This is a genomic window from Mycobacterium shunyiense, assembly GCF_058270075.1.
Genome location: NZ_JBZDPU010000040.1, coordinates 905,207 through 926,577, shown reverse-complemented (window position 1 = coordinate 926,577; position 21,371 = coordinate 905,207). Strand labels below are relative to the sequence as shown.

22 protein-coding genes are annotated in these 21,371 nt (G+C 67.0%); 8 read left to right on the top strand and 14 right to left on the bottom strand.

Going from position 1 to position 21,371, the window contains the following annotated elements; translation table 11 throughout:
- The first annotated feature begins 65 nt into the window (after window positions 1-65).
- Window positions 66-1,295, top strand: coding sequence for an Rv1453 family transcriptional regulator (locus tag AC4ELH_RS35100; RefSeq protein WP_448449180.1), 1,230 nt, complete (start codon window positions 66-68; stop codon window positions 1,293-1,295).
- 11 nt (window positions 1,296-1,306) lie between these two features.
- Here AC4ELH_RS35100 and AC4ELH_RS35095 read toward each other — a convergent pair whose 3' ends face one another.
- The gene (locus tag AC4ELH_RS35095; RefSeq protein ID WP_064882684.1) at window positions 1,307-1,672 is read right to left on the bottom strand and encodes an Rv1152 family transcriptional regulator; all 366 of its coding nucleotides are present in this window, start codon (window positions 1,670-1,672) and stop codon (window positions 1,307-1,309) included.
- A 37-nt stretch (window positions 1,673-1,709) separates the two neighbouring features.
- Here AC4ELH_RS35095 and AC4ELH_RS35090 point away from each other — a divergent pair, with 37 nt between their 5' ends.
- Window positions 1,710-2,438 (top strand): NAD-dependent deacylase, encoded by a 729-nt coding sequence (locus AC4ELH_RS35090; RefSeq protein ID WP_064882681.1) that lies wholly within the window; start codon window positions 1,710-1,712, stop codon window positions 2,436-2,438.
- Here the strand turns inward: AC4ELH_RS35090 and AC4ELH_RS35085 are convergent.
- The 3 genes from AC4ELH_RS35085 to AC4ELH_RS35075 are packed head-to-tail and all read right to left on the bottom strand — an operon-like array spanning window position 2,435 to window position 6,091.
- The gene (locus AC4ELH_RS35085; RefSeq protein ID WP_064882679.1) at window positions 2,435-3,070 is read right to left on the bottom strand and encodes a class I SAM-dependent methyltransferase; all 636 of its coding nucleotides are present in this window, start codon (window positions 3,068-3,070) and stop codon (window positions 2,435-2,437) included. The two genes, AC4ELH_RS35090 and AC4ELH_RS35085, sit on opposite strands and share 4 nt — an antisense overlap.
- Before the next feature lie 5 nt (window positions 3,071-3,075).
- Window positions 3,076-3,780 carry a TetR/AcrR family transcriptional regulator gene (locus AC4ELH_RS35080; protein ID WP_498889556.1) on the bottom strand — a complete coding sequence of 235 codons (705 nt, stop codon included), beginning with the start codon at window positions 3,778-3,780 and terminating at the stop codon, window positions 3,076-3,078.
- A gap of 7 nt (window positions 3,781-3,787) precedes the next feature.
- A complete protein-coding gene (locus AC4ELH_RS35075) occupies window positions 3,788-6,091 on the bottom strand; it encodes an MMPL family transporter (protein WP_064882678.1) in 2,304 nt (767 codons plus the stop codon).
- Window positions 6,092-6,246: 155 nt separating this feature from the next.
- Between AC4ELH_RS35075 and AC4ELH_RS35070 the strand changes: the two genes are divergently transcribed.
- Window positions 6,247-6,783: a DoxX family protein gene (locus AC4ELH_RS35070; protein ID WP_498889458.1), complete on the top strand. Its 537-nt coding sequence runs from the start codon at window positions 6,247-6,249 to the stop codon at window positions 6,781-6,783.
- 245 nt (window positions 6,784-7,028) lie between these two features.
- Window positions 7,029-7,160, top strand: a complete 132-nt coding sequence (locus AC4ELH_RS35065; protein WP_088305117.1) for a hypothetical protein — start codon at window positions 7,029-7,031, stop codon at window positions 7,158-7,160.
- A gap of 68 nt (window positions 7,161-7,228) precedes the next feature.
- Here the strand turns inward: AC4ELH_RS35065 and AC4ELH_RS35060 are convergent, their stop codons facing one another.
- The 3 genes from AC4ELH_RS35060 to AC4ELH_RS35050 all read right to left on the bottom strand — a co-directional run bounded on the left by AC4ELH_RS35060 (window position 7,229) and on the right by AC4ELH_RS35050 (window position 10,157).
- Entirely contained in the window at window positions 7,229-8,242 is a 1,014-nt protein-coding gene (locus AC4ELH_RS35060) for an NAD(P)H-dependent flavin oxidoreductase (RefSeq protein ID WP_064882966.1), read from the bottom strand.
- Between the two features lie 8 nt (window positions 8,243-8,250).
- On the bottom strand, window positions 8,251-9,006 hold the full coding sequence (locus AC4ELH_RS35055) for a 3-hydroxyacyl-CoA dehydrogenase (protein ID WP_064882985.1): 756 nt from the start codon (window positions 9,004-9,006) through the stop codon (window positions 8,251-8,253).
- Window positions 9,007-9,071: 65 nt separating this feature from the next.
- Window positions 9,072-10,157, bottom strand: coding sequence for a CaiB/BaiF CoA transferase family protein (locus AC4ELH_RS35050; protein ID WP_498889455.1), 1,086 nt, complete (start codon window positions 10,155-10,157; stop codon window positions 9,072-9,074).
- A gap of 135 nt (window positions 10,158-10,292) precedes the next feature.
- On the opposite strand from AC4ELH_RS35050, the gene AC4ELH_RS35045 reads away from it, so the two are divergent.
- Window positions 10,293-11,096 (top strand): enoyl-CoA hydratase, encoded by an 804-nt coding sequence (locus AC4ELH_RS35045; RefSeq protein ID WP_064960542.1) that lies wholly within the window; start codon window positions 10,293-10,295, stop codon window positions 11,094-11,096.
- Window positions 11,097-11,173: 77 nt separating this feature from the next.
- Window positions 11,174-12,454, top strand: a complete 1,281-nt coding sequence (tet(V), locus tag AC4ELH_RS35040) for a tetracycline efflux MFS transporter Tet(V) (protein ID WP_110917033.1) — start codon at window positions 11,174-11,176, stop codon at window positions 12,452-12,454.
- On the opposite strand, the gene AC4ELH_RS35035 is transcribed toward tet(V), so the two are convergent.
- Genes AC4ELH_RS35035 through AC4ELH_RS35020 form a run of 4 tightly spaced genes read right to left on the bottom strand, consistent with a single transcriptional unit; the run spans window position 12,451 to window position 15,804 of the window.
- Window positions 12,451-13,131, bottom strand: a complete 681-nt coding sequence (locus AC4ELH_RS35035) for a CPBP family intramembrane glutamic endopeptidase (protein ID WP_448442360.1) — start codon at window positions 13,129-13,131, stop codon at window positions 12,451-12,453. The genes tet(V) and AC4ELH_RS35035 overlap by 4 nt on opposite strands.
- Window positions 13,097-14,248, bottom strand: a complete 1,152-nt coding sequence (locus AC4ELH_RS35030) for an NAD(P)H-binding protein (RefSeq protein WP_498889452.1) — start codon at window positions 14,246-14,248, stop codon at window positions 13,097-13,099. The genes AC4ELH_RS35035 and AC4ELH_RS35030 overlap by 35 nt, the downstream gene beginning before the upstream one ends.
- Window positions 14,249-14,294: 46 nt before the next feature.
- The gene (locus AC4ELH_RS35025; RefSeq protein ID WP_064882980.1) at window positions 14,295-14,816 is read right to left on the bottom strand and encodes a gamma carbonic anhydrase family protein; all 522 of its coding nucleotides are present in this window, start codon (window positions 14,814-14,816) and stop codon (window positions 14,295-14,297) included.
- A 31-nt stretch (window positions 14,817-14,847) separates the two neighbouring features.
- Window positions 14,848-15,804, bottom strand: a complete 957-nt coding sequence (locus tag AC4ELH_RS35020) for a GlxA family transcriptional regulator (RefSeq protein WP_498889449.1) — start codon at window positions 15,802-15,804, stop codon at window positions 14,848-14,850.
- A 40-nt stretch (window positions 15,805-15,844) separates the two neighbouring features.
- Between AC4ELH_RS35020 and AC4ELH_RS35015 the strand changes: the two genes are divergently transcribed.
- Together AC4ELH_RS35015 and AC4ELH_RS35010 are read left to right on the top strand one after the other, a co-directional pair.
- Complete coding sequence (locus tag AC4ELH_RS35015) at window positions 15,845-17,182, top strand: MFS transporter (RefSeq protein ID WP_498889447.1); 1,338 nt, start codon at window positions 15,845-15,847, stop codon at window positions 17,180-17,182.
- A 158-nt stretch (window positions 17,183-17,340) separates the two neighbouring features.
- Window positions 17,341-18,051: a fasciclin domain-containing protein gene (locus AC4ELH_RS35010; protein ID WP_498889445.1), complete on the top strand. Its 711-nt coding sequence runs from the start codon at window positions 17,341-17,343 to the stop codon at window positions 18,049-18,051.
- 105 nt (window positions 18,052-18,156) lie between these two features.
- Here the strand turns inward: AC4ELH_RS35010 and AC4ELH_RS35005 are convergent, their stop codons facing one another.
- The 3 genes from AC4ELH_RS35005 to AC4ELH_RS34995 are packed head-to-tail and all read right to left on the bottom strand — an operon-like array spanning window position 18,157 to window position 21,248.
- Window positions 18,157-19,299: an acyl-CoA dehydrogenase family protein gene (locus tag AC4ELH_RS35005; RefSeq protein WP_448442351.1), complete on the bottom strand. Its 1,143-nt coding sequence runs from the start codon at window positions 19,297-19,299 to the stop codon at window positions 18,157-18,159.
- Window positions 19,300-19,302: 3 nt separating this feature from the next.
- A complete protein-coding gene (locus AC4ELH_RS35000) occupies window positions 19,303-20,103 on the bottom strand; it encodes a crotonase/enoyl-CoA hydratase family protein (RefSeq protein ID WP_498889443.1) in 801 nt (266 codons plus the stop codon).
- On the bottom strand, window positions 20,100-21,248 hold the full coding sequence (locus AC4ELH_RS34995; RefSeq protein ID WP_498889441.1) for a thiolase family protein: 1,149 nt from the start codon (window positions 21,246-21,248) through the stop codon (window positions 20,100-20,102). Before AC4ELH_RS34995 ends, AC4ELH_RS35000 begins: the two co-directional genes overlap by 4 nt.
- Window positions 21,249-21,371 lie beyond the last annotated feature (123 nt).

Genomic DNA, 21,371 nt, shown 5'->3' with positions numbered 1-21,371 from the left:
GGTCGGAAGTTCCAAATCTTCGGCATCCTATGGTGCAGTTTGCACCACAGTTCTACGCTGGGGTGATGGCGTGGAAGCCACCGTCACCTCGGGTGCAGGACCTGATCCGGCAATGCGCACAGATTGTGCTCAACCCCCGCCAGGAATGGCTCGACGAATTCGATGCCGCAGTGTTGGCCGCCAGCCCGGCAATCGCGTCCGACCCCGAGCTCGCCGGCGCGGTCGTCCGCAGTAACCACGCCAACCTGTTCTTCTGGGGCACGGCGAATGTGCGCGATCCAGGTGCTCCGGTGCCGCCGAATACCGGTCCGGAGCCACTCAGCATCGCGCGGGAACTGGTGCGCCGCGGCGTCAGCGAGTTCCCCCTGGATGCGTATCGGGTCGGCGAGGGTGTGGCATGGCGCCGGCTCATGGAGATCGCCTTCGAGCTCACGTCCGACCCCGGCGAACTACACGAGATGCTCGACGTGTGCTCGCAGTCCATCAGTGCGTTCGTCGACGCCACGCTGGCCGGGATCGCTGCCCAGATCGACCTGGAACGCGATGACCTGACCCGCGGCACCCATGCCGAACGGCGCGAGACCGTCGCGCTCCTGCTGGAGGGCGCCCCGATCCCCCGGCAGCGCGCCGAGGCGCGCCTGGGCCACGCGCTCACCGGAACGCACACCGCGGCAGTGATCTGGAGCGAGGACCCGGCGGGCGACCTGTCCGGATTGGACCGGGCCGCCGAGGCATTCGGCCAGGACTGCGGCGATCCGCGACCGTTGAGCGTGCTGGCCAGCACCGCCACCCGCTGGGTGTGGGCCGCAGGGGGCGCCGACATTCAGCACGGCTTCCAAGCACTCACCCGCGTCGCCGCAGAGTTGGACGGCGTCCGGATCGCCATCGGCCCGCCGTCCGACGGTCTGGATGGGTTCCGGCGCAGCCACTTCGACGCGATCACCACACAGCAGATGATGGCCCGGCTGCACTCCACACAGCAGATCGCAAAGTTCGCCGACGTCGAACTCGTCGCACTGGCCACCGCCGACCCCGATCGTGCCGCCGAGTTCGTCAGCCGCAATCTCGGCGATCTTGAGACCGCCGACCCTGAATTACAGGAAACGGTAAGGGTATTCGTCGACGAACAGTGCAACGCCTCACGCGCCGCGGCACGGTTGTACCTCCACCGCAACACGCTGCTGCGACGACTGGCTCGCGCCGACCAGCTCCTGCCCCGCCCGCTCGCCGAAAACAGTGTCGCGGTAGCCGTCGCCCTGGATGTGCACCGCTGGCACGGCATCCGGACCGGCTGAGCCAGCCCGGATCAGTCGAACGCGCTGTCCAGATAACGCAGGGCGTCGGCCTTGCCGATCCCCAGCGCATGGGCGGCCTCGGCGAACGAATGCGCGGCGGCGGCCATCGCGGCATCGGCCGGATCGGCCCGTGCGACGAAGGTGCCGTACCGCCCCCGGGTCTCCAACACCCCCGCCGACTCCAACTCGCGATAGGCCCTGGCCACGGTGTTCACCGCAAGCCCGACCTTCGCCGCCAGCTCACGCACCGTCGGTAACCGGGTACCCGGCGTCAGGCGCCCCTGCCGGATGCCCTCGATAATCTGGATCCGGAGTTGATCGAACAGCGGCTTTTCCGCGCTCGAATCAATCAGAACCCAATCCCCCAACTCAACCACGTGCTCAAGTATCACCCAAACCGACTACGTTGGTGATGTGCAAGTGACTGTCCTCAGTGGTGCCGGAATCTCGGCGGAGAGCGGTGTACCAACGTTCCGCGACGTCGAAACGGGCCTGTGGGCAAAGGTGGACCCCTACGAGATCTCCAGCATCGAAGGCTGGCAGCGGCACCCGGAGAAAGTCTGGGCCTGGTATCTGTGGCGCCACTACATGATGTCCCACGTGCAGCCCAACGACGGACATCGGGCCGTGGCCGCCTGGCAGGACTTCGCCGACGTCCACGTCATCACCCAGAACGTCGACAACCTGCACGAGCGGGCCGGCAGTACGAACGTCTACCACCTACACGGCAACTTGTTCGAGTTCCGTTGCGACGCATGTGGTTCGAAGTTCGAGGGCGAGCTGCCCGAGATGCCTGAGCCGGTCGAGACGATCGAACCTCCGGTTTGCCCGTGCGGCGGCCTGATCCGGCCGAGCGTCGTGTGGTTCGGCGAGCCGCTGCCCGACGATGCCTGGCAACGGTCGGTGCTGGCCGTCAGCAACGCCGATGTGGTGATCGTGGTGGGCACCAGCTCGATCGTCTATCCCGCGGCGGGACTGGCCGAAGCCGCCGTCGCCGCAGGCACCGTGGTGGTCGAGGTCAATCCGGAACGCACCCCGCTGTCGGACAGCGCGACGCTCTCACTCCGCGAGACCGCGGGCGGCTCCCTGCCGAATCTGCTGCAGCGGTTGCCGACGCTCCTCGGTACTCGCGACGCCGGCTAGGCCGGCCTGACCGCACGCCCGATCGCGAACTCCGTCACCGGCAGCGGCACCCAGGCCGGCATCGCCATCTCACGGTGCGCAGTCTCAACCTGGAATCCACTGTCGGCGATCGCCTGCTCGGTGTGCCGGTGGGTGTGGCAATTGCCGAACAACCGCGGCCACACGGTGGCATCGGCCACGCGCTGCATTCCGGCCCGCCAGCCGAGACCGGCGACATGCTCCAGGTACCGCAGTTCGCCACCTGGCCGGACAATCGAAAACAGCTGGCGCAGCACCGTATCGGGTTGATCGATCGAGCACAGCACCAGTGAGCAGACCACCGCGTCGAACGGCTCTGCGCTGCTGAACTTCTCGGCGGTGTCGCTGGTGACGGTCACTGGCACCGGCGCCCGCGTCGCCGCGCTGCGGGCCACTTCGGCAAGGTGACGTTCGGGCTCGATGGCGACCACCTCGGTCACCGTCGACGGATAGAAGGCAAAGTTCGTCCCGGTACCCGCACCGATCTCCAGCACCCGGCCGCTGAGTCCGGCGAGGTTGTCACCGCGCAGCCGGCGCAGTGCCTTGGGCTCCGAACTCGACAGCGTCTTCCACACCCGGGCGAAGAACGGATTGTCGACGGTCTTGTCAGTCACGGCTTCTACCCTTCGTCGGCGCCTTGGTCGGCGGGTTCACTGGCCAAGCCCTGCAACCGTGCGATTGCTTCGGCAGGTGCGAGGTCGGTTCCGATGATCCCCGAGACGATCTGGCCGGTGGACACCGCACGTAGCACGCGGTCGGTGAATTCCTCGACATCTCCCCACGGCAGATACGGCTTGGAGATCAGGATCGCGGCAACCCCGTGCGCCGCGGTCCACAGTTCCAACGCCAGTATCGTGGGGTCGCCGGGCGGATACACGCCCTCGGCGATCAGCGCCTCCATGGCAGCGCGCATGTGTTGGAACGCAGAGCTGTTGAGTGCGACGTCGACGTCACTGCCGGGCCTGCCCTCACCCATGGTCGCCAGCCGGTACAACTCGGGTGTGCGTCGCGCGAAGTTCACGTAGGCGTGTCCCTGCGCTCGTAACACCTCGATGGTCGAGTCGTGGTCGGCGGCGGCGCGCTGCATCTCCTCGTCGAGTTTCTCGAAATACCGCGAACACACTGCATCCAGCAGCGCGTCCTTGTCCTCGAAGTGCAGGTAGATCGACGGCGGTGTGACCCCGACCTGCTGAGCGACCGACCGGATCGAGACGGCCTTGGCATGACCGGTTTCCAGCAGTAGTTCGGTTGTGGCGTCGAGGATCTCATCGCGCAGCAGCTCCCCGGAGCCACGAGGGGCGCGGCGCCGCTTGCGCGATTGCATGACCACGCTAACCAGCGTCCTTCACGCAGGCATCGGCCGGCTCACGCTTGTCCCGGTCCGTGGGAGCATCGCCGGCTCCGATGGCGTCCGACTCGGCCGGTCCCGACTCACTGATCCCGATTCGCTTGTGCAGCCGAGCCAACGGTGCGGGCGCCCACCAGTTCCACTGTCCCATCAGGTGCATGAAGGCCGGCACCAACAACATGCGCACCAAGGTGGCGTCGACGAGTACCGCGATGGTCAGGCCGAGGCCGAACATCCGCATGAAGGCGACCTGAGCGGCGATCAGCGCCGCGAACGAGATCGACATCAGCAGTGCCGCTGCCGTCACCACCCGGCCGGTGCGGGCCAGCCCGAGCGCGACGCTCTCGTCGTTATCCTCTCGGGTCTGGCCGGATTCGAGCCAGTATTCGCGGATGCGCGAGACCAGGAACACCTCGTAGTCCATCGACAACCCGAATGCGATGCAGAACAACAACACCGGCAGGTTGGCCACCAAGGTGCCCGTCGATGTCGTCCCGAGCGCGCCCAGGTGTCCGTCCTGGAAGATCCACACCAACGCACCGAACGCCGCCGACAGCGACAACACGTTGAGCACCAACGCTTTCAACGGCAGCACCACGCTGCCGGTGAGCAGGAACAACAACACGAAAGTGATCGCGGCGATGATGCCCAGCACCAGCGGCAACCGGGAGGTGATCGCGTGTGAGCTGTCCCGGTTGACCTGCGCGAGCCCGGTGAACTGCACCTCGGCCGGCGCAGGCACGGCGTGCAACGCGTCGAGCTGGGCCTCAGAGGCGTCGCTGAACAGCGGGACATGGCTGCCGACGGTGAGATAGGCACTGCCGTCGGCTATTCCGGTTCCCGACGTCGGCGGCCCGACCCGGCGCCCGTCGACGAAGGTGCCCCCGGGCGCGGACACGGAAACCCCGTCGGCGGCGCGGGACAGATCGCCGGCATAGCGGTCGAGTTCGGCGGGTGCCAGCCGGGTCACGTCGGGCAGCACCACGGTGACGGCGGTCGACGAGTCGACGGCGAAGTCGTTGCGCAGTTCGTCGCCGAGTTGACGGGACGACGCCGACGACGGCAGCACCCGGTCGTCGGGGAATCCCCATTTGATGCCGAGGAACGGGGCGCCCAGCATGAGCAGCAGCGCGATCACGGCGAGCCCGACCGGAACCGACCGGCGCATGACGCGCTTGGTCATGCGGTACCAGAACGTCTGCTCCACGGGCTTACGCACGGGCTCCGGCCGGCCCAGGACGCGGCGGATGAACCGGCGCACGTCGTAGGCGTCCAGGCGGTCACCCAACAGCGCGATGGCGGCCGGGGCCACCACAATGGCCGCGAATGCCGCGAGCGCCACCACCGCGATGCCCGCGTACGCGAAGGACTTGAGGAAGTACATCGGGAACAGCACCATCGCCACCATCGACAACGCCACCGTCATCGCCGAGAACAGCACCGTGCGTCCGGCCGTCACCATGGTGCGCACCAACGCCCGGTCCGGGTCGACGCCCTCGGCGAGTTCGTCGCGGTAGCGGCTGACGATCAGCAGGGTGTAATCGATGGCCAACGCCAGGCCCATGGCGACGGTGAGGTTGAGCGCGAAGATCGAGACGTCGGTGACCATGGTGAACCCGCGCAGCACCGCCAGCGATCCCAGGATGGCGAAGCCCCCGACGGCCAGCGGCAATGCCGCGGCGAGCAATCCACCGAACACCCACACCAGCACCAGGAAGCTCAACGGGATCGCGATGGATTCCATCATCAAGAGGTCTTTTTCGCTCTGCCCGTTGATCTGGACATAGATCATCGCCTCGCCGCCGGCGCGCACGGTGACGCCGTCGCGGTCGTGCACGAGTTGATCGGTGAGCTCCTTGGCGTGTTTCTGTGCGCCGCTCTCCCCGCCGGTGATGCCGGCCAGGATCAGACCGGTCTTGCCGTCCTTACTGATGAGCGTGGCCGCCGCCGGTGCGGGCACGGTCCATGCCGAGCTGACCTCGGTCACGAATGGCGATGCTTTGAGCTGGGCGGCGATGTCCGCGCCTGCAGCTCGTGCGGCGGGGCTCTGGGCGCCGGCGTTGTCGTCGGTGACGCTGATGACCAACTGCATGTCGCCGCGGGCGAACTTGTCCGACAGCAGCTGCGTGGCCCGTGCCGATTCCGAGGTCGGGTCCTGGAATCCGCCGGCTGACAGGCTCTTGGCGACCGGGATGCCGAAGATGCCTGCGGCGACCATCGCCAGTGCGGCCACGACAAGTACCCGCCGCGGTGCGGCGAGGGCCAGATGGGCGATTCGGTGCAGCACTGCGTGTCCTTCCCCCGATGAATACCGCCGTTAAGTTAACAACGGTAAGTTTCCAGCGTCAACGTGGGCCTCGCTCTACATACGGCGACCGGCGCCGAAGAGTTCAACTCCCTCGTACGCGATGAATTCGGCGGGTTCGGTGCGTCTAATAAGGCATGACGATCACCAGCGACCCCGGAACCACGACTACCGGCATGACCGACACCGGATTGCTCATCCTGCGCATCGCCACCGGCGCGACCATGCTGCAGGCCGGCCTGATCAAGGCATTCGACTTCGGCACCACCGTCGAATTCATGGAATCCGCCGGTTGGCGGTTACCCGCATTCGGCGCGTTCATGGTCACGGCGGCCGAAACCCTCGGCGGCATCGGCCTGCTCCTGGGCATCCTCACCCCGTTGGCCGCCTGCGCGGTGATCGGTGCAATGGTCGACGCCTGGGCGGTGAACGTCTCGGCCGACGCCTTCTGGTCCCAGCCGTTCAACGTTCCGTTCCTGGCCGCATTCGCCGCCGTCGCGCTGCTGTTCACCGGCGCCGGCGCGTTCTCGGTCGATCACCGGGTGTTCGGCCGCTCCCGGGTGTCGGCCCGGTCATCCGTGGGTCTCGTGGTGATCGGCGTCGTCGCCGCGGTGGTGACCTGGATCGCGCTGAACCCCGGCAATCCGATCCACTTCACCAAGCCGGGTGCCTGATCACATTTTCGCGCTTGATCGCCGGCCGGTTTTCTACACCCGGGCTGCGGCCAGCGCGCCCAAGCGACCCTTGCGTAGAAATCGGCGGCAACCACTCCGCCGCCACGCCCCCGCGGCCATCGTCACAGCCGCGCACGCCCGCCGGTCGGAGCTACTCGCCAGAAACCTACCCAAAAGTAGGATTGCCACCATTTTCCGAACCGTGACTCAAAGATTCCTTAATAGTGACCCATACGCTCAGTGTCATGTGGATCGACGACACCAGTGCAGATGTCATCAAGGTCGACTTCGAGGCCCTCTACCACGGCGATTTCCTCGTCGAGGGCGACACCTCGGAGCAGTTTGACGACTACCAGGAGCTGCCCACCGCAGTATGAGAAAACGCGCGCCTCACGGCGCGCGTTTCCCATGCTGAGTTTGCCCGTAACGGGCCGCAGTCCTCGTCTCAGGCGAGGACTGCTTCTTTCTCCGGCTCGGCTTCGTCCGCGCCGATCATGTTCGCCAGGCGCCCACTGATCAGCTCCTCGGCCTCCGACACCATCCGCGAGACGAGTTCGCCGCAGGTGGGAATGTCGTTGATCAGACCCATCGAGGTTCCGACCGACCAGATGCCTGCGTCGAGATCACCGATCTCATAGACCTTCACGCCGCGTTTGCCGGCCACCAGATCCTTGACGTCCTCGAACTGGCCGCCATCTTTGAGAATCTGCACCACCTCACGCGAGACCGTATTGCTCGCCACCCGCGCGGTGTTGCCCAGGCTGCGGAAGATCAGCTCGGTGTCGAGCTCGGTGCCCGCCACGATCGCTTCCTTGACCTTCTGATGAATCGCCGATTCCGCGGTGCACATGAACCGCGAACCCATGTTGATGCCGTCGGCGCCCAGCGCCAGTGCGGCCACCAGACCACGCGCATCGGCGAAACCGCCCGAGGCGATCATCGGGATGTCGATCTTGGCCGACGCCGCCGGGATCAGCACCAGGCCCGGGATGTCGTCCTCGCCGGGGTGACCGGCGCACTCGAACCCGTCGATGCTGATGCCGTCCACACCCAGGCTCTGCGCCTTGACCGCGTGGCGCACCGAGGTGCACTTGTGCAGCACCTTGATGCCGTTGTCGTGGAACATCGGCAGGTGCGGCGCCGGGTTGGAGCCCGCGGTCTCGACGATCTTGATGCCGGAGTCGACGATCACCTGGCGGTACTCGTCGTATGGCGGCGGGTTGATGGTCGGCAGGATGGTCAGGTTCACACCGAACGGCTTGTCGGTGAGCTCACGACACCGCTCGATCTCCTTGGCCAGATCGGCCGGAGTCGGCTGCGTGAGCGCGGTGATGAAACCCAACGCACCCGCATTGGCCACGGCCGCAACGAGTTCGGCGCGGCCGACCCACTGCATGCCGCCCTGCACGATGGGATGCTCGATCCCGAACGTCTCGGTGAACTTCGTCTTCAATGCCATATTAGTCCTTACCTAGGGGCCATACGGATAGCACCGTCGAGGCGGATGACCTCGCCGTTGAGCATCGGGTTTTCGATGATGTGCACGGCCAGGGCGCCGTACTCGTCGGGATCGCCCAGCCGGGCCGGGTGCGGCACCTGCTGGCCCAGCGACTTCTGCGCCTCTTCGGGCAGCGAGCCCAGCAGCGGGGTCTTGAACAGACCCGGCGCGATGGTGCACACGCGGATCAGCTCACGCGAGAGGTCGCGCGCGATGGGCAGGGTCATGCCGACCACGCCGCCCTTGGACGCCGAATACGCGGCCTGCCCGATCTGGCCGTCGAACGCCGCCACGGAGGCGGTGTTGATGATGACGCCGCGCTCTTCATTCTTGAGCGGCTCCGTCTTGGCGATGCGCTCAGCGGCCAGCCGGATCACGTTGAACGTGCCGATCAGGTTGACCTCGACCACCTTGCGGAAGCCGTCGAGCGGAAACGCACCGTTCTTGCTCAGGGTCTTGATCGCGTTGCCGATGCCCGCGCAGTTGACGTTGATCCGCACCGGGCCAAGCGATTCCGCGACGTCGAGCGCCTCGGTCACGCCCGCCTCGTCGGTGACGTCGGTGGCGACGAACTTGGCCCGATCACCCAGTTCGGCCACGACCTCTTCACCCTTGAGGTCGATCACGACCACCTGGGCACCTGCATCCAGCAGGCGCTTGGTGGTGGCCAATCCGAGGCCGGAGGCACCGCCGGTGACAACGGCTACCGCGTCCTTGATCTCCATGTACCGCATTCCTTTCCGGCCGGCGTTCCCACCGACCCCTATGGTCGAACCAAACAGTGGTTGGACTAAACCCAGTCCCGCAGAACAGCTTCCGTGTCGGCCCCGCGCGGGCCCGGTGGCGTCGGCACCGCCGGGACGCTGCGGGAGAACCGCGGTGCCGGCATCGGCTGCAGGTTGCCGCCTTCGTCGAAGAACGTGTTTCGCTCGGCGATGTGCGGTTCGGTGAGCACCTCGGCGAAGGACAGCACCGGAGCCGCACACGCATCGGTACCGGCGAACACCTTGGCCCAGTGATCCCGGTCCTGCGCGGCGAATGCCTTGGTGAACGCCTCACGCAGCTCGGGCCAGCGCGCCATGTCGTTCTGGTCCGGAAGGTCGGCGTCATCCAGACCCAGGCCCTTGAGCAGCTCGGCGTAGAACTGCGGCTCGATCGCCCCGATCGACATGTAGCGGCCGTCGGAGGTCTCGTAGGTGTCGTAGTACGGAGCACCGGTGTCGAGCATGTTGGTGCCACGCTCGTCGGACCACAGACCTTGGCTGCGGAAGCTCCACATCATCTGCATCAGCACACTGGACCCGTCGATCATCGCGGCATCGATTACCTGCCCCTTGCCCGAGGTCTGCCGCTCGAACAGCGCCGAGAGGATGCCGACGAGCAGGAACATCGACCCGCCGCCGAAATCACCGGCGAGGTTCAGCGGCGGTACCGGCCGCTCACCCTTGCGACCGACGGCGTGCAGCAGGCCGTTCAGCGAGATGTAGTTGATGTCGTGGCCGGCCTGCAGGGCCCGCGGGCCTTCCTGGCCCCAGCCCGTCATCCGGGCATAGATCAGCCGTTCGTTGACCTTGGCGCAGTCGTCGGGTCCCAGCCCCAGACGCTCGGTCACGCCGGGACGGAAGCCCTCGATCAGGACGTCGGCCTTCTCGATGAGTTTGAGCACCAGCGCACGGCCCTCGTCGCTCTTCATGTCCGCAGCCACCGACCGGCGGTTACGCAGCATGGTATCGGCGCTGGGCGTACCGGTGCCCTTGCCCGGCCGTTCGATGCGCACCACGTCGGCACCCAGATCGCCGAGGATCATTGCCGCGTGCGGGCCGGGGCCGATGCCCGCCAGCTCAACAACGCGCAAACCTTGCAGTGGTCCAGCCATGCTCTTTCGCCCCTTCGCGTGTGGGTGTCGGTTGACCGGTGACATAGCTTACTTGTATAACCTTCTCGACCCGGTATGGCCATAGCCGCCCCCGCCCGGAGCGGGCCACAGGCCCGCCAGACCTAAGGTGCACAGATGACCGCGACCCACGCTTACCCCGAAGTCAAAGACGTATCCGTGTCCCTTGAGGGCGGCGTTCTGTCGGTGACCCTCAACCGGCCCGACAGCCTCAACTCCCTGACGCAGGACATGCTCGTGGCGATCGCCGACGCCATGGATCTGGCCGCCACCGACTCCGAGGTGCGCGTGGTTCGCCTCGGCGGAGCGGGCCGCGGATTCAGCTCCGGCGCCGGCATCAGCGAGGACGACCAGAACGCCAAGAGCCACGACGCCGAAGGCGTGCTGGACGCTGCCAACCGGGCCGTCGCATCGATCGTGGCGCTGCCCAAGCCGGTCGTGGCCGTCGTGCAGGGGCCTGCCGCCGGCGTCGGGGTGTCGCTGGCACTGGCATGTGACGTCGTGCTGGCCTCGGAGTCGGCCTTCTTCCTGCTCGCCTTCACCAAAATCGGGTTGATGCCCGACGGCGGTGCCTCGGCACTGGTCGCCGCGAACATCGGCCGGATCCGGGCCATGCGGCTGGCGCTGCTGGCCGACCGCCTCAGCGCCGCCGATGCCTTCGACTGGGGTCTGATCAGCGCCGTGTACCCGGCCGACGAGTTCGACGCCGCGGTGGACAAGATCGTCGCCAAGCTGCGCTCCGGTCCGGCGGTGGCCCTGCGCGAGACCAAGCAGGCCGTCAACGCGGCCACGCTCACCGAGCTCGAGGGCGCCTTCGCCCGCGAGCGCAAGGGCCAGCTGCAGCTGCTGGTGTCCGACGACTTCCGCGAGGGCACCAAGGCGTTCCAGCAGAACCGGCGCCCGGAGTTCACCCAGCAGTAAGCGCTCCGCCGGACTCACGCCGGCGAAAATCGTTGGACTCAACCCACTCCGGGTAGGCACCATCGAATGTTGTGAGCATGCAGCACGACATCCAAACGCCGGTCGACCAGACCGGCGGCTGGCGTGTGCTCGCACCCTTCCGCATCCGCGAATATCGGTTGCTGATTGCCGCGGTCACGTTGTCGATCTTCGCCGAGGGCATGTGGTCGGTGGTGATGGCGTTGCAGGTCATCGCGATCGACAACAATCCGACCTCACTGTCGCTGGTCGCCACGTGCATGGGTGTCGGCCTTGTCGGCTTCGTTCTCATCGGCGGGATCACCGCCGACCGGATCAACCAGCGCACGATCATCATCGCGGTGGAAACCGTCAACCTCGTCACGGTCACGACCGTCGCGACGCTGGGCCTGCTCGGCCTGCTCAAGATCTGGCATCTGGCCGTCGCCGCAGGCATTCTCGGCATCGCCGCGGCATTCTTCTTCCCGGCCTACAGCGCGCTGCTGCCCCGCATCCTGCCGCCCGAACAACTGTTGGCGGCCAACGGTGTCGAGGGCGTGGTGCGGCCGGTGTTTCAGCGTTCGGTGGGGCCTGCAGTGGCAGGCATGGTGATCGCCGCGACCTTCCCGTCCCTGGGCGCGGTCGTGGTGGCTGCGTTGTTCGGCGCGGGCCTGGTCCTACTGGTCGCCACCCGCCCCACCGTGGACTCCGTTGCGGCACAGGATGCCGGCGAGCGCCCGCACGTATTGCGCGATCTGCGTGACGGTTTCGCGTTCATGGTGCGAACACCGTGGCTGCTGGCGACGCTGTTGTTCGCGAGCATGTTCGTGCTCGTCGTCCTCGGGCCGATCGAGGTGTTGCTGCCGTTCATCGCCCAGGACCGGTTCGCCGACGGCGCGCGGGCGTACGGATTCATCCTGGCGTTCTTCGGATTCGGCAGCGCCCTGGGGGCGTTGACGGTGTCCTCGCGCCGGATGCCGCGGCGCTACCTGACCACGATGATGCTGATGTGGGGCCTGGGCTCGGTGCCGCTGGTGGTCGTCGGCGTCACTTCGTCGTTCCCGTTGATGGCGTTGGCCACGTTCTGCATCGGCGTCACCGACGGTGCGGGCATGGTGATCTGGGGAACGCTGCTTCAGCGCCGGGTGCCGACGGAGATGTTGGGCCGCGTGTCGAGCCTGGACTTCTTCGTGTCGCTGGCCTTCATGCCGCTGTCGTTCGCGATCGTCGGCCCGTTGTCGAAGGTCGTCTCGATGGAGTCCATCTTCCTGGTGGCCGGGCTGCTGCCCGCGGTGCTGGCCGCGGTGGCCGTGACCGCAGCACGGATGCCACGCGACGAGCTCGCGCACCCGCTGCGCTAGACGCCGAAGATCGGTGGCAGTACCAGCACCATGATCAGGCCCCAGAAGAAGTGGGTCAGCATGGGCGCCAGTACGCCACCGGTCATTCGGCGTTCAACCGCGCAGACCGTGCCGAGCAGGATCGCGGCGAACCCGAGCATCGGGTTACCGGACGCCATCACCGCGGCGACGTAGACCACCGTGGAGATGAGCTCCGGATGATGATCACCCAGCGCGGTGTACAACGCGCCGCGAAAGAACAATTCCTCGGCCGCCCCGTTGATCAGCGTGATCAGCACGACCACCACCAGGCTGCCGTGATTCGCGAATTCCAGTACCGCAGTGACATATTCGCGCAGACCAGGGATCAGGCGGGCCACCAGCGCGCCGACCACGAACACCAGACCGAGGGCCAGACCCACCGCAGTGCCGAGCAGCACCGGCCGGTGCCCGGTGCCCAGGTGCAACGGACCGGATGTCAGCGCACCCACCGTCCAGACCCCGGCCAGAGCCAAAGTCAGCCAGTAGAAGGAACTCTCACCCGGTTCGACCCCCAGCGACACCGCCAGGACAACGGCTCCGGCAACCAGTACCACGCCGACGACGACCCGCCGACGCAGCAACCCGGCCGGTTCGTCCGTCGTCACCCCCGGCACGCCACCTTCAGGCCCCGCTCGGAACCAGGCGGGCTGCCACATCGAGGCCGTAGCGCACCACGGCCGCGACCGGTCCGGGGATCGGGGGCAGGAGGCCGAGTACAGGCCGTGCGAAGCCGGGTGTGAGTTGCCGGATCCGCGCGGCGTCACCGCCGGCCCACACCGGGTCGGTGTCGGCCAGGTCGTGCGGATCGGCCAGTGCGCTGACCGGCCGCCGCTCGGCCGGCAGGGCATCGGGTCCCAAGGCCCGTCGGATCGCCTCGTCGACACCCAGCAGCCCGCCCGGCGGATCCGGCACCACGGTGCGGATGCCCTCGCGTGCGGCGCTCATCGGATGGTCGAGTGAGGTGATCACATCCGTTGCCAGACCGCCGGGAATCGGCAAGGTGGCCGCCGACACGCGGGCCGCCACCCCGACCGTCGGCCCACCGATCGGCACGGTCAGTCGGCGCTTGCCCGCGAGCCGGGCATAGGTCGCCACCAGGTCTCGATAGGCCGTGATGTCCGGTCCGCAGATGTCGTAGTCGCCGGCGGGCACCTGCTTGGATTCACCGGCGGCCACCAGGTAGTGCAGTACGTCGCGGATCGAGATCGGATCGATCCGGTTGGCCATCCAAGCCGGGGCGGGCAGGACCGGGAACCGGTCGGCCACATAGCGCAGAATCTCGAACGACGTCGACCCCGAGCCGATGATCAACGCGGCGCCCAACCACACCACCTCCGGCCCGCCGTCGACGCGCAGCGCCTGAGCTACCTCCGCCCGGCTTGCGAGATGGTCCGACAGGCTCGTCGAATCCGGCACGAAACCGCCGAGATACACGATTCGTTCGACGCCGGCTTCCTTTGCCGCGGCGGCGACGTTGGCAGCGGCCTTGCAGTCAGCCTCCCGGAAGCCGGACTGCCCGATCCCGTGGGCCAGGTAATACACCAGATCGACCGGGCCGATCTGCTCGAACGCGGCCTTGGTGGACAGCGGGTCGCCGGCGTCGAGTTGCACCGCGGTGACGTCGTGGAACCAGCCGTAGTCGGCGAGCTTGTCGAGGCTGCGCCCGGCCGCCACCACGCGGTGCCCGGCCGTCAACAGCACACTCACCAGACGCGAACCGACGTAGCCGCTCGCACCGATCACCAGAATCCGTTTACTCGCCGTATCAGTCACGCGGCGGTTAATACCCGGCTTGGCGCGGTCGCAATCGTCGGGCAGGTCACTCCGCGTCGCGGTGCAAACCCGTCAGATGCGTGTAGGCCGCGGCGTTCAACTGGTTGTGGCCGACCTCGTCATCGTTGAGCTCGCGGCGCACCTTGGCCGGGACACCGGCCACCAGTGAGCGCGGCGGCACCACCATGCCCTGCGGCACCACCGCACCGGCGGCCACGAGCGAACCGGCGCCGATCACCGCACCGTTGAGCACCACAGCACCCATCCCGACCAGGCTGTCCTGCTCGACGGTGCAGCCGTGCAGCACCACGTTGTGGCCGACGGTGACCCCGGTGGCAACCCGGCACGGGAAACCCGGGTCGACGTGGACGGTCACCCCGTCCTGGATGTTGCTGCCCTCGCCGATCTCGATGGGCTCGACCTCGGCGCGCAGCGTCGCCCCGTACCAGACGCTGGCACCGGCGGCCAGCGAAACCTGGCCGATCACACTGGCATTGGGGGCAACCCAGGCGTCCGGGTCGATCTGCGGGGTGTGACCAGCGACGGAGACGATCAGCGGCTCAGGCATGCCGGTCATGGTAGACAGCCGACCGGCCGGCTCACGCGCCCTGGTACACCTTGCGGTAGCTCGACGGTGACATCCCGAGCCCGCGGCGCAGGTGATGACGCAGATTGCCCGACGTGCCCAGACCCGAACGCCTGGCCACCTCGTCCACCGGCAGGTCCCCCGATTCCAGAAGTTCGCGCGCCAGGTCCAGCCTGCGGCTGCGGACCCAGGTAGCGGGCGCCTGCCCGGTCTCCTCACGGAAGCGGCGGTTGAACGTGCGGGCGCTCATGTGGGCGTGCGCAGCCAGGCGCGTCACGGTGAGTTCCTCGGCGAGGTGCTGTAACGCCCACTCACGGGTGGCGGCGGTCGAGGCATGGTCGTTGACCGTGGGCCCGTGATCGATGAACTGCGCCTGCCCGCCCTCCCGCCACGGCGGCACCACGCAGTAGCGAGCCACCGTGTTGGCCACCTGCGCACCGTGATCGGAGCGAATGATGTGCAGGCACAAGTCGATTCCCGCGGCCAGGCCGGCCGAGGTGAGCACGTCGCCGTCGTCGACGAACAGTACGTCCTCGTCGAGGCGAACGTCCGGGTACAGCCGGCGCATGTCCGCGGCGAAGCGCCAGTGCGTGGTAGCCGGTCTGCCGTCCAGCAGGCCGGCGGCGGCCAGCACGAAAGCTCCGGTGCAGATCGAAACAAGCCGGGTGCCGGGGCGGATCCGCGACAGGGTCTCCCTCACCTCGGTGCCCAACACACCGTCGGCACGGGCCGGCGCGTACCTGGTGCCAGGGATCACGACGGTGTCGGCCGATTCCAATGCCTCGGCTGCCGCGCCGGGCACCATGGCAAACCCGGTCGTCGACGGCACCGGGTCAGTGGTGAGCCCGCACGTCACCACGTCGTAGAGCGGATTGCCCTCGCTGTCGGTGGCATTGGAGAACAACGTCGGCGCGATGGCCGCGTCGAACCCGACCACCGGCGCCAGCAGCAGGACGGCAACACGGTGCACGACGCCAATTGTGGCACGTTTTTGATGATTGCTGTCGTTTATGCCACTGGTCGCGACGGCCATCCTCGGCAACAGTGTTCGGGTGACCTCGCCTACCCCGATCCGCATCGGCATCCACTGGGCCTGGGTGGTCGCCGCAGTGAGCTTCGTGGCGATCCTCGGCGCAGCCGGGTTCCGATCCATCCCGGGCGTGATGATGAACCCGCTGCATCACGAATTCGGTTGGTCGCACGGCACGGTCGGGCTGGCGATGTCGGTCAACATGATGTTGTACGGACTCACCGCACCGTTCGCCGCGGCACTCATGGACCGATTCGGTGTCCGCCCCGTGCTGACGGTGTCGCTGCTGCTGATCGCGACGGGTTCGGCAGTCAGCACCTTGATGACCGCGAGCTGGCAACTGGTGCTGCTGTGGGGCGTGCTCGTCGGCGTCGGAACCGGGTCGATCTCGATGGGGTTCGTGGCGACCATCGCGACCCGTTGGTTCGCACAGCGCCGCGGTCTGGTCACCGGCGTGCTCACCGCGGCCAGCGCGACGGGGCAACTGGTCTTCCTACCGGTGGTCGCGGCCGTCACCACACAATATGGTTGGCGCTGGGCCTCTTTGATCGTCGCGGCGGCCTCGCTGGCCGTCGTCCCGCTCGTCGCGTTGTTCATGCGCAACCGCCCCGCCGACGTGGGTTTGGCACCGTACGGAGCCACTGAGCCTGTCCCGGCCGCGCCGGCTCCGACTGGCGGATTCGCCGCCGCTTTCGATGGCCTGCGCCTCGGCGCACGGACCCGCGTGTTCTGGCTGCTGGCCGCCAGCTTCGCGATCTGCGGCATGACGACCAATGGTCTGATCGGCACCCACTTCATTCCGGCCGCGAACGACCATGGCATGCCAACCACGATCGCCGCAGGCCTGCTCGCCACCATCGGCATCCTCGACGTCGCAGGCACCGTGTTCTCCGGCTGGCTCACCGACCGCGTGGACCCCCGACTGCTGCTGCTCGTCTACTACGCGGGCCGCGGCCTGTCACTGATGCTGCTGCCGTCCCTGCTGTCCCCCCATGCCGAACCGAGCACGTGGGTGTTCGTCATCTTCTACGGACTGGACTGGGTGGCCACCGTGCCGCCGACCATCGTGCTGTGCCGGGACTACTTCGGAGACCGTTCGCCGGTGGTGTTCGGTTGGGTGTTCGCCTCCCACCAGGTCGGCGCGGCCATCGCCGCCGCGGGTGCAGGATGGCTGCGGGATCTGAACGGCGATTACGACCTGGCCTTCCAGCTGGCCGCCGGGCTGTGCTTCGTAGCCGCCGCTTTGTGCCTCAGTATTCGAAAAGCGCAGGTCACAACGTCCGACCTGGTCACAGTTGCCACTTCGGCTTTGCCGTAACCGCTTCGTAACCCTTAACATCCGATGCGGCGCCGCGGGGAACGCTGAGGCTGTCATTGCTCGTGGTCGCTCGCCATAGTCGCGCGGAGAACCGCGTAACGCGTCACCGACAGCCGACGAATACCAGGCTAGGCATGAGCGGGAGGAAAACCCACCAAATGAAGACTCGCACCAAGACACTGGGCGTTGCTGCGGCCGTCGCCGCGATCTCGGCGTCGCTGCCGCTGGCAGTCACCGCCTACGCCGACCCGGCGCCGACGACGACCACCGCCCCGGTCGTCGAAATCCCCGACCCGCAGGGCTCTGGCTGCGACAACTTCAAGAAGGCGATGCCGGACTGGAAGAGCTTCGCGGATCTGCCGACCGGCAAGGTGCTGGCCAGCATCCCGGACATCAGCACGTTCAATGCCGCGATCTCGGGTGGGATGAACCCGGCCGTCAACATCGTCCCGGTGCTCGACAACGGCCCGTACGTCATCTTCGCGCCGACCAACGACGCGTTCGCCGCGATGGAGCCCGGCAAGCTCGATGCGCTCAAGGCTGACGTGGCCGCGCTCACCAGCTTTGACTACTACCACGCGTTCCTGGGCCTGCTCGGCCCCGATGACGTCAAGGGCCAGCGGCCCACCCAGCAGGGCGCCGAGGTCAAGGTGACCGGCAAGGGCGGCGACATCAAGGTCAACGACACCGCCAAGCTAATCTGCGGTCCCATCCAGGCGGCCAACGCCCGGATCTACCTGATCGACACCGTGCTGGATCCCAACAGCCCGCCGGAGGCCATCGTGCCGTCGGGCTCCAGCACCACGACCACGACCACGACCACGACGAAGGCCCCGGAGACCCCGGCCGCCGACGCCCCGATCGGCTGATTTCTTCCTCTGCGCCAGCAGACACAAAACTGCCCATTTCCGTGTGGAAATGGGCAGTTTTGGTGGGGGCCCCTCCCGCTTGCGGGGGACTGTTCGGCGAAAGAACTAGACGCCGAGATCGCGGCCGATGATCTCCTTCATGATCTCGGTGGTGCCACCAAAGATCGTCTGGATCCGTCCGTCGACGTAGGCCCGCGCAACGCGGTACTCCATCATGTAGCCGTAGCCGCCGTGCAGCTGCACGCAGTTGTCGATGACCTTCTTGGCGACCTCGGTCGCCCACCACTTGGCCTTGGCCGCCTCGACGGCGGTCAGTTCACCGTCGACCACGCCCTGCAGACAGCGGTCGAGGTAGTTCTCGGTGACCTCCAGCTCGGTATCCATCTCGGCGAGCAGGAACCGGTTGTGCTGGAAGCTGCCGATCGGCTGCCCAAAAGCCTTGCGGTCCTTGGCATACTGCAGCGTCTCCTGGAAGACCGCGCGCGCACCGTAGATCGCCGAGATGGCGATCGAGAGCCGCTCCGAGGGCAGGTTGGTCATCAGGTGGTAGAACCCGCGACCTTCCTTGCCCAGGAGGTTGGCGTTCGGCACCCGGACGTTCTCGAAGTGCAGCTCGGAGGTGTCCTGGCTGTGCAGGCCCATCTTGTCGAGCTTGCGACCGCGGGTGAAGCCCTCCATGCCGCGCTCCACCACGAACAGCGTGAAGCCCTTGTGGCCGGCCTCGGGGTCGGTGCGGGCCACCACGACGCACAGGTCGCAGTTGATACCCGAGGAGATGAACGTCTTGGAGCCGTTGATGATCCAGTCGTCACCGTCACGTACCGCGGAGGTGCGGATGCCGGCCAGGTCGCTGCCTGCGCCCGGTTCGGTCATCGCGACCGCGATGATGGTCTCGCCGCTGGCGATGCCGGGCAGCCAGCGCTGCTTCTGCTCGTCGTTGGTGAGGTCCTTGAAGTACGGGCCGACAACGTCGTTGTGCAGGCTCAGCGCCGGGCCGTGCACGCCGGCCTTGGCGATCTCCTCGTCGATGATCGCGTTGAACCGGAAGTCATCTGAACCGCCGCCGCCGAACTCCTCGGGCATGTTGAACCCGATGACGCCGTACTTGCCCGCGGCGGTGTACGCCGACCGGTCGACGATGCGCTCGGTCTCCCACTTCTCGGAATTGGGGACGAGCTCACGCTCGATGTATTCCTTGACCGTCTCCCGGAATGCCTCGTGCTCCGAGGTGTAGATCTGTCGCTTCATGGCTTACTTTGCCTTCCAAACAGGTTCGCGCTTCTGCGCGAAGGCCAGCGGCCCTTCCATGGCGTCCTCGGTCTTCAGCAGCGTGCTGAATTCGCGGTTGGTGCGCTTCCAGCCGTCCTTGTCGCCGGTGATGACGCCCTCGTCGACGCCGTAGGCGACGCGCTTGCTGGCCTGCACGGCCAGCGGTGCGTTGCCCGTGATCCGTTCGGCCAGCTTGAGTGCGGCGTCGACAACGGTGCCGTCCGGCACGACCTGGTTGATCAGACCCCACCGCAGCGCATCGGCCGAGGACATCGGCTCACCGGTGAACAGCAGCTCGTTGGCCACCTTGCGGGGCAGCTGCTCGGCGATGCGGAAAACGCCACCGGCACCGGCGATCAGGCCGCGCTTCACCTCGGGCAGACCGAATTTGGCGCTCTCCTCGGCGACGATCAGGTCACTGGCCAGAGCCAGTTCGGTGCCGCCGCCAAGGGCGGTGCCGTTGACCGCGGCGATCGTCGGCTTGTCGATGAAATGGCTGACGTAGCCGGCGAATCCGTATTCCGGATGCTCGGGGTGGAAGAGGTTCTCGCCGCGGGAGATCGCCTTGAGGTCGGCACCGGCACAAAACGACTTGTCCCCCGAACCCGTGATGACCACGGCCCGGACCTCGGGATCATTCTGGGCCTGCTCCAACGCATCGCCGACAGCGATGCTGACGGAGCCGTTGATCGCGTTGCGCGCCTCGGGCCGGTTGATGGTGATGAGCAGAACGTTGCCGCGCTTTTCAACGAGCGCGCCTGGCTGGGTGTCGGTGTCGGTCACAGGAGCTCCAGGATGGTCGCGTTGGCCTGGCCGCCGCCTTCACACATGGTTTGCAGGCCGTACTGAATGTTGTTGTCCCGCATGTGGTACAGCAGCGTGGTCAGGATGCGCGCGCCGGAGCCGCCGAGCGGGTGGCCGAGCGCGATTGCGCCGCCGTTGGGGTTGAGGCGCTCCTCGTCGGCGCCGATGTCCTTGAGCCAGGCCATCGGAACCGGGGCGAAGGCCTCGTTGACCTCGAACGCACCGATCTGGTCGACGCTCAGCCCGGACTTGGCCAGCGCCTTCTGGGTGGCCGGGATCGGCGCGGTCAGCATGATGACCGGATCAGCGCCGGCGAGCACCGCGGTGTGCACCTTCGCAAGCGGCTTGAGCCCCAGGTCTTTTGCCTTGTCGGCCGACATGATCAGCAGCGCGGCCGACCCGTCGGAGATCTGGCTGGAGTTACCGGCGTGGATCACGCCGTCCTCCTTGAAGGCCGGCTTGATGGCAGCCATGGACTCGACGGTGCCGCCGCGGCGGATGCCGCCGTCTTCCAACACGACGTTGGCATCTTGGTCCTTGATCCCGACGATCTGGTCCTTGAACGCACCCGCATCCTGTGCGGCCGCCGCCTTCTCGTGCGAGCGCAGGGAGAACTCGTCGAGCTGGGTCCGCGACAGGCCCCACTGCTCGGCGATCATCTCGGCACCGACGCCCTGGTTCGGGGTCTGGCCGTTGTAGCGCTCCCGGAACGCCTCCGGGTAGGGGTGGCCGCCGTTGGCCAGCGAGGAACCCATCGGTGTGCGCGACATCGACTCGACACCACCGGCGACCACGACGTCGTAGTGCCCGGCGACGACCCCGGCCACGGCGAAGTGCAGGGACTGCTGACTCGAACCGCACTGGCGGTCGACGGTGACACCGGGGACGGTCTCGGGCCAGCCCGCGGTCAGCACGGCGGTCCGGGCGATGTCGAGCGCCTGCTCACCGGCCTGCATGACGCAGCCCCAGATGACGTCGTCGACGAGGGCGGGGTCGATGCCGGCGCGCTGCACCAGACCGTTGAGCACCTGGGCCGACAGCTCCGACGGATGCACACCCGACAGGGCGCCGTTGCGCTTCCCGACTGGTGACCGGACAGCCTCGACGATGACGGCTTCAGCCATGACTTCTCCTTTGAAGGGTGGGGTGCTACCCCGGTTGGACCCAAACGGGGCACTCGAGGTGAAAATAGACCAGTAGGTTTACTAGGTCAACCTACTGGTTGGTAGACGTCGATGTACCGTTCC

Bases quoted from the DNA above. Each gene is read 5' to 3' on its own strand.
- AC4ELH_RS35100 (WP_448449180.1), top strand. From the start codon at position 66: ATGGCGTGGAAGCCACCGTCACCTCGGGTGCAGGACCTGATCCGGCAA.
- AC4ELH_RS35080 (WP_498889556.1), bottom strand. From the start codon at position 3,780: ATGCAATCGCGCAAGCGGCGCCGCGCCCCTCGTGGCTCCGGGGAGCTG.
- AC4ELH_RS35070 (WP_498889458.1), top strand. From the start codon at position 6,247: ATGACGATCACCAGCGACCCCGGAACCACGACTACCGGCATGACCGAC.
- AC4ELH_RS35065 (WP_088305117.1), top strand. From the start codon at position 7,029: ATGTGGATCGACGACACCAGTGCAGATGTCATCAAGGTCGACTTCGAG.
- AC4ELH_RS35060 (WP_064882966.1), bottom strand. From the start codon at position 8,242: ATGGCATTGAAGACGAAGTTCACCGAGACGTTCGGGATCGAGCATCCC.
- AC4ELH_RS35055 (WP_064882985.1), bottom strand. From the start codon at position 9,006: ATGGAGATCAAGGACGCGGTAGCCGTTGTCACCGGCGGTGCCTCCGGC.
- AC4ELH_RS35050 (WP_498889455.1), bottom strand. From the start codon at position 10,157: ATGGCTGGACCACTGCAAGGTTTGCGCGTTGTTGAGCTGGCGGGCATC.
- AC4ELH_RS35045 (WP_064960542.1), top strand. From the start codon at position 10,293: ATGACCGCGACCCACGCTTACCCCGAAGTCAAAGACGTATCCGTGTCC.
- AC4ELH_RS35035 (WP_448442360.1), bottom strand. From the start codon at position 13,131: ATGTGGCAGCCCGCCTGGTTCCGAGCGGGGCCTGAAGGTGGCGTGCCG.
- AC4ELH_RS35025 (WP_064882980.1), bottom strand. From the start codon at position 14,816: ATGCCTGAGCCGCTGATCGTCTCCGTCGCTGGTCACACCCCGCAGATC.
- AC4ELH_RS35015 (WP_498889447.1), top strand. From the start codon at position 15,845: ATGCCACTGGTCGCGACGGCCATCCTCGGCAACAGTGTTCGGGTGACC.
- AC4ELH_RS35010 (WP_498889445.1), top strand. From the start codon at position 17,341: ATGAAGACTCGCACCAAGACACTGGGCGTTGCTGCGGCCGTCGCCGCG.
- AC4ELH_RS35005 (WP_448442351.1), bottom strand. From the start codon at position 19,299: ATGAAGCGACAGATCTACACCTCGGAGCACGAGGCATTCCGGGAGACG.
- AC4ELH_RS34995 (WP_498889441.1), bottom strand. From the start codon at position 21,248: ATGGCTGAAGCCGTCATCGTCGAGGCTGTCCGGTCACCAGTCGGGAAG.